Source organism: Vibrio ordalii ATCC 33509, from assembly GCA_000257205.1.
In the GTDB taxonomy this organism is placed as follows: Bacteria; Pseudomonadota; Gammaproteobacteria; order Enterobacterales; family Vibrionaceae; genus Vibrio; species Vibrio ordalii.
Genome location: AEZC01000217.1, coordinates 67,428 through 77,326, shown reverse-complemented (window position 1 = coordinate 77,326; position 9,899 = coordinate 67,428). Strand labels below are relative to the sequence as shown.

Annotated in this window: 8 protein-coding genes; 3 read left to right on the top strand and 5 right to left on the bottom strand. The window is 43.7% G+C overall.

The genetic code is table 11. The annotated features are described in order from the left end of the window. Positions 1-269: 269 nt before the first annotated feature. From VOR_RS18555 to rdgC, 3 genes are all read right to left on the bottom strand, one after another. A complete protein-coding gene (locus VOR_RS18555; protein ID WP_010320439.1) occupies positions 270-524 on the bottom strand; it encodes a YfhL family 4Fe-4S dicluster ferredoxin in 255 nt (84 codons plus the stop codon). A 2-nt stretch (positions 525-526) separates the two neighbouring features. Then, a complete protein-coding gene (gene trhP, locus VOR_RS0114600; RefSeq protein ID WP_010320438.1) occupies positions 527-1,927 on the bottom strand; it encodes a prephenate-dependent tRNA uridine(34) hydroxylase TrhP in 1,401 nt (466 codons plus the stop codon). Positions 1,928-2,089: 162 nt separating this feature from the next. Beyond that, a complete protein-coding gene (rdgC, locus tag VOR_RS0114595; RefSeq protein WP_010320437.1) occupies positions 2,090-3,004 on the bottom strand; it encodes a recombination-associated protein RdgC in 915 nt (304 codons plus the stop codon). Positions 3,005-3,194: 190 nt separating this feature from the next. Between rdgC and phoB the strand changes: the two genes are divergently transcribed. From phoB to VOR_RS0114580, 3 genes are read left to right on the top strand one after another with little or no spacing between them, the layout of a single operon-like run. Beyond that, positions 3,195-3,884, top strand: coding sequence for a phosphate regulon transcriptional regulator PhoB (phoB, locus tag VOR_RS0114590; protein WP_010320435.1), 690 nt, complete (start codon positions 3,195-3,197; stop codon positions 3,882-3,884). A gap of 20 nt (positions 3,885-3,904) precedes the next feature. After that, a complete protein-coding gene (gene phoR / locus VOR_RS0114585) occupies positions 3,905-5,206 on the top strand; it encodes a phosphate regulon sensor histidine kinase PhoR (protein WP_010320434.1) in 1,302 nt (433 codons plus the stop codon). Next, positions 5,203-6,162: a PstS family phosphate ABC transporter substrate-binding protein gene (locus VOR_RS0114580; protein ID WP_010320433.1), complete on the top strand. Its 960-nt coding sequence runs from the start codon at positions 5,203-5,205 to the stop codon at positions 6,160-6,162. The genes phoR and VOR_RS0114580 overlap by 4 nt, the downstream gene beginning before the upstream one ends. A gap of 45 nt (positions 6,163-6,207) precedes the next feature. Here VOR_RS0114580 and ppx read toward each other — a convergent pair whose 3' ends face one another. Continuing rightward, complete coding sequence (gene ppx / locus VOR_RS0114575; protein ID WP_010320432.1) at positions 6,208-7,713, bottom strand: exopolyphosphatase; 1,506 nt, start codon at positions 7,711-7,713, stop codon at positions 6,208-6,210. After that, positions 7,694-9,793: a polyphosphate kinase 1 gene (ppk1, locus tag VOR_RS0114570; protein WP_010320431.1), complete on the bottom strand. Its 2,100-nt coding sequence runs from the start codon at positions 9,791-9,793 to the stop codon at positions 7,694-7,696. The genes ppx and ppk1 overlap by 20 nt, the downstream gene beginning before the upstream one ends. Positions 9,794-9,899: the final 106 nt, after the last annotated feature.

Sequence of the window (9,899 nt, the reverse complement as noted above, 5' to 3'; positions counted from 1 at the left end):
CCGCTTGAGTAAAACAGTATTTCCTTAAGTTCCTCTAGGCCTTCTTCAAGGAAGGTTTGCACCCACTTATTGAACTGGTACTACTCACTTTAAGAAAGTGGGCAATTTGGGTGCGAGAGTGGGCATCTTTAAAGTGAGCGAGAGCGAGTAATCTCGTTTTCATTTGATAAATTTTTGTTGGTTCGCCAGTTTTTTGAAGTCGATATTGTGTAAGCTGTCCATGGTCAAAAAAAGAGCCCAATCGTTAAGATTGGGCTCTTTTACAATGATTAGGTTAAACCTTGAATAACGACGAATTTTTCAAGAAGTTGATGTTCAGTTTCTATGTGTTCAGGATCGGTAATGATGCAGTTAGTTATCGGGCATACGGATTGACAGGTGGGCTTGTCGTAATGTCCTTTGCATTCAGTACATAGATTAGGATCAATTTCATAGATCCGGTTACCCATAGAGATTGCGCCATTTGGGCATTCCGGATCACACATGTCACAGTTAATGCATTTACTGGTGATCAATAATGCCATGACTATTTACCTACGGGGTTACGAGTATCTTGTCCAGCATTCAAGTTACGCATTAGCAGAGCAAAGTTTAAATCCAACTCTTCAGGAACCGGGATATAAACAAAGTGACCGTTTCCTTTTGCGTCATCAACAGTTTCACCTTTGCGGTTTTCCATTGCCTCAAGTCTGAAGACAACATTCCCTTTTGGGGTCATCAGCTCTAAACTATCACCTAAGATAAATTTGTTTTTAACTTCAACTTCAGCCATTGCACCACGACGTTTGCCCGTAAATTCGCCAACAAATTGCTGTGAATCTGAGACTGAATAGCCATAGTCGTAGTTTTGATAAGTATCGTGTGTATGGCGTCGCAAGAAACCTTCGGTATAGCCACGGTGTGCAAGGCTTTCTAAAGTGCCCATCAGGCTTTCATCAAATGGTTTACCTGAAACTGCGTCATCAATTGCTTTGCGGTATACTTGAGCTGTGCGAGCGCAATAATAGAAAGATTTAGTACGACCTTCTATTTTCAATGAATGCACGCCCATTTTAGTCAATCGTTCTACATGCTGTACGGCTCGTAGATCTTTTGAGTTCATAATGTAGGTGCCATGTTCGTCTTCAAAAGCGGCCATCTTCTCTTCTGGGCGATGGCTTTCTGAAAGCAAAACCACATCATCAATTGGTTTGCCTAAACCAAGTGTATTATCAGGGCGCTCTTCTTGTATCTCGATAGTTTGAACTGATGCTGGATCAAATTTCTCGACAATTTGACCGGTTTCGTCTTCTTTGGCTGATTCAACTTTGTATTCCCAACGACATGCATTAGTGCATGTTCCTTGGTTTGGATCACGTTTATTAATGTAGCCAGACAATAGACAGCGACCTGAATAAGCCATGCATAATGCGCCATGAACAAAAATTTCGAGTTCGGTCGTTGGACATTGCTCACGGATTTCTTCAATTTCTTCCAACGAAAGTTCGCGTGATAGGATCACTCGTTCAACGCCTTGGGATGCCCAGAACTTAACCGTTGCCCAGTTAACAGCATTGGCTTGAACTGAAAGGTGAATAGGCATTTCAGGAAATGCTTCACGAACCATCATGATAAGCCCTGGGTCAGACATAATGAGCGCATCAGGTCCCATTTCAACCACAGGCTTTAGATCTCGGATGAATGTCTTAAGTTTTGAGTTGTGGGGTTGAATATTACAAACCACGTACAATTTTTTACCCAAAGCATGTGCTTCATCGATGCCGATTTGTAGGTTTTCATGGTTAAATTCGTTGTTGCGTACACGAAGGCTATAACGAGGTTGGCCGGCATAAACGGCATCTGCGCCATAGGCAAACGCATAACGCATGTTTTTTAGGCTGCCTGCCGGTGATAGTAACTCGGGGATAAAAGGGGTATGTGTGCTCATTGTTTTTCTCTAATCTGATCTCAAGTCAGGCCAATACCACCTGATGGTATTGGAGGGGCGCAAATTTTACGTTAAAAATAACCTTATGCCTAGTAGGGATCGTAAGCGATACAAAAAAGCCCAATACTTTTAAGGGTATTGGGCTTTTGCATGATGCTTTTGTTAAGCGTTCGGGTGAGGAAGGCCGCCGAGAACGTCAAATAAGTTAGGCAAAAATGCCGACATTTCACCACACATTAATGAGAAATCGGCATCAAAGCGAGCCGCTTGCTCTTCTCGTGGAATATCTTCATTTTGTTCTTTGAGCTCATCGCTAAATGCCAAACGCTTAATGCTACAATCTTCAGCCAGAATAAAGCTCAGGCGATCTTGCCAGTTCAATGCCAGTTTAGTGACAACTTTATTGGCTTCAATATGGCTTAAGATCTCATCGCTTGTTAGTTCTTGTTTCTTACAACGGATCACTGCGCCATCTTCTAATAACGACTTTAATTCAGCTTCATCCAACAAGCTAAACCCTGGTGGTAGTTCGCCACTTTTAACCCACTGAGTAAGTGTTGTTTCTACCGCTTGTTCTGGGATCGCAGGTACTACGGGTAGGCTACCCATGGTTTTGCGTAGCAGCGCCAAAACGTCTTCAGCTTTTTTGTAGCTTGCGGCATCGACTAAAATGAAGCCTTGCTTGGGTAGGATAAGCACAAAGGTGAGATTGCTGCGGCTAAATGCTCTAGGTAGGAGATCGATGACAATATCTTCCTTGAGGCTTTCCTTCTCCTTTTTCTTGAGAGGTCGCCCTTCTTCCACTTCCATCGCTTCAACTTTGGCATTCAAAGAATCTTTAATGACCGAAGCAGGTAACATCTTTTCTTCTTTTTTCGCGCAGATCAGAATACGGTCTTCAGAAACGTGGGTCATCATGTCGCCGTGTTTACCCATTGCGTTAACCCAACCAAATTTTTGCTTATCTTGGCTGCCGCATGGCGTAAAACGAAATTCGGCCAGTTGTTTTTCGAGCTGATCGGCGTTGAATTCTACATCGCGATTAACACGATAAACCATACAGTTTTTAAACCACATATTCTTTCTCTTACTTAATTAGAAGACGCAACATGATAGGGGATTTGAAAGCTAAAGTCTTAAATCAATTTCAAAATATAATCATGAACTTGATAAGAAACTTATATGAAAAATTGTTTGCAAAGGTCACAAAAGTGTCATAATTGTTTCCCATAATGCATAGCGTTGATTACATAGAAAGGTTATTCAAATGTCTAGAAGGATTCTGGTTGTTGAAGACGAAGCACCCATTCGCGAAATGTTGTGTTTCGTGCTTGAACAAAAAGGTTATCAAGCTGTTGAAGCGGAAGATTACGACACGGCGGTGAGTAAACTGGCTGAACCCTTTCCCGATCTTGTGTTATTAGATTGGATGTTGCCCGGCGGGAGTGGTATCAACTTTATTAAGCATATGAAGCGTGAAGAATTAACACGCAACATTCCGGTTGTGATGTTAACCGCCCGTGGTGAAGAAGAAGATAAAGTTCGCGGCCTTGAAGTGGGTGCGGATGATTACATAACCAAACCTTTTTCGCCTAAAGAGTTGGTCGCTCGTTTGAAAGCAGTTATCCGGCGCGTCACACCGACAGCACTGGAAGATGCGATCGACGTGCAAGGATTGAAGTTAGATCCTGTCTCTCATCGAGTAACGGCTAATGATAATGCCTTAGAGATGGGGCCGACGGAATTCAAAATGCTACACTTCTTTATGACGCATCAAGAACGCGTCTATAGCCGTGAACAGTTATTGAACAATGTGTGGGGTACCAACGTTTATGTTGAAGACCGCACTGTCGATGTTCATATACGCCGTCTGAGAAAAGCGTTAGAAGAGGCTGGCCATGATAAATTAATTCAAACAGTGCGTGGTGCCGGCTATCGCTTTTCATCCAGAACATAAAGGATTAATTAAGGTACGAAATGGTTGAACGTTTAACGTGGAAAAGGCTGGCTTGGGAGCTGGCTTTTTTTTACTCTCCTTGGATTGTCGTTGGCTGGATCTTTGGCCATATGGCTTGGCTGCTGCTAGCGGCTACGGCGTTGCAATTAATTTGGCATTTGCATAACCAAATGCGCTTGTCGGCTTGGTTGTGGGATGAAAAACGTTTAACGCCGCCTTCTGGGACTGGAAATTGGGAATACCTGTTTAATGGGATTTATCGTTTACAGCAACGCCAACGTAAAAAACGCAAAGAACTGACCAATTTGATCCGCCGCTTTCGTAACGGGGCTGAGTCGCTACCCGATGCGGTGGTGGTGTTTCGTGATGAAGGGAACATTGTTTGGTGTAACCGACTTGCACAGCACCTACTCGGTTTTCGCTGGCCAGACGATGCAGGTCAACCTATCTCAAATTTATTGCGCACCCCTGATTTTATCAAATATCTGCAAAAAGATGATTTCACAGAACCACTTGAAATGCGCTCTCCACTTAATGTTGAGCGTATGTTAGAGCTGCGTATTGTGCCTTACACAGAAGGTGAGCATTTGATGGTTGTGCGTGATGTCACTCAGTTGAAACAGTTAGAAGGCATGCGCCGAAATTTCTTTGCTAACGTTTCTCATGAACTGAGAACCCCAATGACGGTGCTGCAAGGGTATCTTGAGATGACAGAAGACCCTGACATGCTGGTAGGGCCGATGTGGCCCAAGGCACATGGAGTGATGACTGAACAGTTAAACCGCATGAACAGTTTAGTCAATCAACTGCTGACGTTGTCAAAAATTGAAGCGGCGCCGATGCATGAGCTGGATGAAGTGGTTGATGTTCCGGCTATGTTGGAAGTACTTGAAAAAGAAGCGATCAGTTTAAGTGGTGATCATCATCACCGACTGCATTTTGATGTCGATAAGCGACTTAAAGTATTGGCCGATGAAGATCAACTACGCAGTGCTATATCAAACCTTATTTATAACGCTGTCAAATATACGCCTCCAGGAGCGGAAATTAATGTGCGTTGGTATCAAAACGCGCAAGGTGCTTGTTTAGACGTGGTGGATAAAGGGGAAGGGATCGAGCCACAGCATTTACATCGTTTAACGGAACGTTTTTATCGTGTCGATAAAGCTCGTTCGCGAGATACCGGAGGAAGTGGGCTTGGGCTCGCGATTGTTAAGCATGCATTGTCACATCATGACACGCATTTGCAGATTCACAGTGAAGTGGGCGTTGGCAGCAAATTCTCTTTTATTTTGCCTAAACGTTTGGTTGTGTCGTCATGAGACATCGCATATTTACAGCCTTTCTCTGTTTTTATTTGCTGGTTACCACGAACGCCGTGAGCGCTCAGCCACTCGTGGATTACTCCAAAACTAACGGTGTTGTAGGTAGTCTGCTATCGGTGGGGTCAGACACACTGGCAGGAATGACGACGCTGTGGGTTGAAGAGTTTAAGACAATTTACCCAAATATCAATGCTCAAGTACAAGCCTCAGGTTCTTCCACTGCGCCTCCTGCTTTAACTGAAGGAACGGCGCAATTTGGCCCAATGAGTCGCCCGATGCGTGGTCGTGAGATTGAAGCATTTGAACGCGCTCACGGTTATAAGCCGACGGCATTGCGGGTTGCGATAGATGCCATTGGTATTTTTGTACATCGAGATAATTCAATCAAAGGGCTTAATTTTACTCAATTAGACAGTATTTTCTCATCCACGTTACGCTGCGGTGCAACACAACCGACTAATACTTGGGCGCAATTGGGCATTGATGAGGATTGGGCCAAGCGGGGAATTCAACTGTTTGGCCGAAATTCGGTGTCGGGAACTTATGGCTATTTCAAACAAAACGCACTGTGTGGTGGCGATTTCAAAAAGGGAGTAAACGAGCAGCCGGGATCGGCATCGGTTGTACAATCGGTTGCTTCATCGATCAATACTATCGGTTATTCTGGTGTTGGTTATCAGGTTTCTGGTGTGAAATTGATTCCGATAGCCAAACAAGGCGATCAGTTTATTGCCGCAAGTTATGAAAATATTCTATCAGGTGCTTATCCGTTATCTCGCTATTTGTATGTGTATGTGAATAAACACCCTAATCAGGATCTGCCACCCATGCAGCGAGAATTTATCCGTTTCATTTTTTCTAAGCAAGGACAAGCGATTGTTGGGAAAGATGGTTATGTGCCTGTCAGTGCCGAGTTTGCTCTGCAAGAACTCGCTAAAGTGGGCATAAAATAGCGAGCTAAACGCTCGCTATTTTTTTATCAAATCCAACTGCTCAAATCAAAAATTGAGTTGCCAACCGACACTTCGCCAATGCTGTTGTTCACAAATAAGATCCGCATGTAATAATTTGTTGTTTTCCAACCAGTGGGCATCTTCACATTCCAGCTTCCATTCATCATCCTTTGCGCTAAGTGTTAGCTCAGGAAGAGGATCATCATTACGCTGGCTATTGACAACAATCGCTAAACGCAGCACGCGAATGAGGCCAATAATGTGCTTTTTCTTAAACAAGGTGAAATCATTCATTTCTTGCAGCTTGAGGGATTTGCGTTGAAAGCGCGCTAAGGTCGACAGTACCTGTTGCTGTTCGCTGTTAAAACCGGGCATGTTGGTGTGACGCAAGATATAAGCAGAGTGCCGATGAAAGCCTTGTAAGCTGATGCTCAAACCCACTTCATGCAATAACGCTCCCCATTCCAAAAGATCAAACAGTTCGCTGCCTTTTTTTAATCCCAGCTCTGAGGCTACATTTTGTAGGAACTCTTTCGCGTGACCTTTTACTTTAGCGGCATGCTCCAAGTCTACCAGATGCTTCATCGCGAGGTTTTCAGTAGTGCGTAAACGGATATCGGAATATTTGAACCGATCTTCCATCTCATAAAGTAAGCCTTCTCGTAATGCACCATCAGAAAAATGCATCTCTTTCACACGCAGCGATTTTAAAACCGCGCTTAAAATGGCAACTCCCGCAGCAAAAACGGGTTTTCTATCGTCAGTCAACGCGCTGAGTTCGATCTCATCAATACTTTGCCATTCACAGAGTTTTTCAATGAGTTTATTGACTCGCTCAAGCGTGATGATGCCATCATCAAAGCCCAAACCAATCAGTACTTCGTGAATGGCTTTGATGGTTCCTGACGAGCCGAAGGCGACTTCCCACCCTTTTTTGCGATATTTCGCCGCAATAGATTCGATTTTTTGCTCGGCGGCTAATATCGCATGAGCGAAGTTTCTGCTTGAAAGCCTACCATCCGCGAAATAACGGTTGGTATAGCTGACACATCCCATTTGTTTACTGTTGATTAGATCTGGTTCAAACCCTTGACCAATCACCATTTCGGTACTGCCGCCACCGATATCCACCACCAACATAGACGCTGCTTGAGGTTGAGTATGCGCCACGCCTAAATAAATTAAGCGTGCCTCTTCGACTCCGGGAATGATTTCAATAGGGAAAGGCAGTACCTGTTTGGCTAGTTGCAAGAATGTATGAGCATTATTGGCTTGACGCAGCGTATGCGTGGCCGCGATGCGAACGTTTTCAGGTTCAAAACCTTGTAGCCGCTCGGCAAACATTGCTAAGCATTCAAGTCCTCGCTCTATGGCATCGGCATCCAAATTTTTTTGTTCATCTAACCCAGCCGCCAAGCGTACACGTTGCTTATGACGGCTCACCAGTTGCAGATTTTGATCGACGACTTTGGCCACCACCATATGAAAGCTGTTAGAGCCTAAATCGATGGCCGCAATATCGCGAATAGTATTAGTTGGGTTGATTGTCATGTAAGGGTTCTTTGCTCTTTCTGGTCTGTCTTTCTACATTCTTAAGATAGTCGTAGATGGCAAATTGCGAACGCACTTTTTTACGGTTACCACGTTCTACATAATTATTGCTCATCTCTTTGTCTATCCATCGCGCTTTCACTGTATCGGTAAATTGTAAATTCATTATGTCAATCATACGCTGTTTCAAACGTGGGTCACGAATTGGTGTGGTTACTTCGATACGATGATCGATATTGCGCGTCATCCAATCGGCAGAGGAGATATACACCAGCGGGTTGCCATCATTGTGCGTAATAATGACACGAGGGTGCTCCAAAAAGCGATCAACGATGCTGATGATTTTGATATTGTCACTCACGCCCTCAATTCCCGGAACCAGTGAACACATGCCCCGGACGATCATCTTAATTTGTACGCCCGCGCTACTCGCACCATACAGTTTATTGATCAACCCTTTATCCACTAAGTTATTTAACTTTAAAGTGATTGCGGCTTTTTTACCAAGTTTCACATTGGCGATTTCACTGTCGATTAATCGATAAAGCTGAATACGAGAGTTTCTTGGCGACACAATGAGATGGCTAAATTTAACTGGGCGGTAAGGGTTTTCAATATAGCCAAACACGTTTCGTACTTCGGTAGCAATTTCATTGTCGGCGGTTAGTAGTGAAAAGTCCGTATAGATACGGGCGGTTTTTTCATGGAAGTTGCCCGTGCCGATGTGTGCGTAGCGAACGATGCTATCCTGTTCTTTGCGGCTAATCAGCAGTAACTTAGAGTGAATTTTTAGTCCGGGGGCACCAAAAATTACTTGGACCCCCGCTTCGGTTAAAATACGGGACCATTCAATGTTGGCTTCTTCATCAAACCGTGCTTGTAACTCAACCACTACCACCACTCGTTTGCCATTGTGTACTGCATCGACGAGCGAATTCATTAAGCGAGAATCTTTGGCAACACGATAAATATTGATTTTGATGCTGATCACTTTGGGATCAAACGAGGCTTGCCTTACCAACTCGGTAATGTGTTCAAATGAGTGGTAAGGATAGTGAAGTAGAATATCCTGAGCGCGAATCGCATCAAATGCATTGGCAAAACCTTCAAAGTCAGCACATTGCATGGGTGGTAGCGGCTTGTTTTCTAAATAGTCACGCCCCACGTTTGGGAACCCAATAAAATCTTTAAAGTTATGGTAACGACCACCAGGAAGCAGGCTATCATAGTGCGATATTTTGAGTTTTTCGCACAAGAATTTAAGCATTTTTGTCGGCATTTCACGTTCATAAACAAAGCGTACGGGCATAGCACTTAAGCGTTGATTCAACCCTTCTGACATCTGTTCTAACAAACTGTATTCGACTTCCCGTCGCAAGTCATATTCCGCATCACGTGTCATTTTCATCGCGTAACCCGTGAGCTCTTCATAGTCAAAAAATCCGCGGAAAATCTCATCGAGACAGTGGCGAATGATGTTGTCCAATAAGATGATGGTTTTGCGGCGTTTGCCATTTTGCTCCGGCACCATGACAAAGCGCGGTAGGTGGTCTGTCTGGATTTCAATCAGCGCATATTGGCTGCGGTCATTGTGTTTGAGATCAACGGCAATGTAGGCGTATTCATCTTTCAAAAATTGCATGACATCAATGTCGTCAGTCATGAGCAGCGGTGTAATATGCGGGCGCACTTCTTTATGGAAATACTTAGTGATCCATTTTTTTTGAGTCTCATCCAACTGCGTTTCATTAACCAAGAAGATACGGCGACGTGCCATTTCTAAAATCAGCTCATTATAGAGATTGTCGAAATCTTGGTTGAGTTTGAACGCCTTACTTTGCATTCGTGTCAGCAAATGCTTGGTAGTATCGTTACCACCACGTTCGCGGTTGATCAAAATTTGCCGTTTTACATCAGAAAAGCGAACTTTATAGAACTCATCCAAATTGTTAGAAAAAATACCTAAAAATCGTATTCTTTCGATTAAAGGCACGGTCTTATCTGCGGCTTCTTGCAATACGCGTTCATTAAATGAAAGCCAGCTCAATTCCTTGTCGACATACAACTTGTCCGTACTCATTCATGTTACCTTTTTACTCATTGACGTTTTAAATGATTCACCCTCTGCATGTTGATGTGCGATCCTGCACAGCAATCAATTCGGGTATTGATGTTCATGCAAATTA